This window comes from Streptomyces sp. 13-12-16 (assembly GCF_002114215.1).
Taxonomy (GTDB): domain Bacteria; phylum Actinomycetota; class Actinomycetes; order Streptomycetales; family Streptomycetaceae; genus Streptomyces.
In genome coordinates this window covers 1-431 of sequence record NZ_NCTE01001477.1, presented here as the reverse complement: position 1 = coordinate 431, position 431 = coordinate 1, and the positions used below count along the sequence as shown (strand labels likewise).

Genomic DNA, 431 nt, shown 5'->3' with positions numbered 1-431 from the left:
GCGGAAGGGGCGCCCCCCCCCCGCCGGTAGCGGCCGACCAGCTCGGCGGTCAGGTGCTGGGCCTGGGCGGCGCTGCCGCCGTTGCCGGCGGCCAGCAGCCGTCCGCCGTCGGTGAGCACGGCGGCGAGGCGTCCGCCCCAGTCGGCGATCCGGGGCAGGCCGCTTCGGCGGAAGCCGTCGAGGGCCTCCTGGAGCGACCGGCAGTGCAATTGGGCGGCTTCCAGGGCGGAGTCTTCGGTCATGGCGTCTCGGGCGCACCGCCTCGGGGGGACGGCGGCGGCACCCGCACCTCCTTCCAACGTCGGACGTCGGCGGTTCAGCCGGTTCCGGTCGCGGCGGGCTCGGCGTCGAGGACCTCGCAGTACGCCGCCTCGGTGGCGGCGGCGACCCGCGCCCAGCCGTAGCGGCTGAGCACCCGGCGACGGCCGGCC

1 protein-coding gene is annotated in these 431 nt (G+C 78.2%); it reads right to left on the bottom strand.

The features are described 5' to 3' along the window. A partial coding sequence (locus tag B7767_RS43030; RefSeq protein WP_143653019.1) for an SIS domain-containing protein occupies nt 1–242 on the bottom strand: 242 nt, incomplete at its 3' end. Between the last annotated feature and the right edge of the window lie 189 nt (nt 243–431).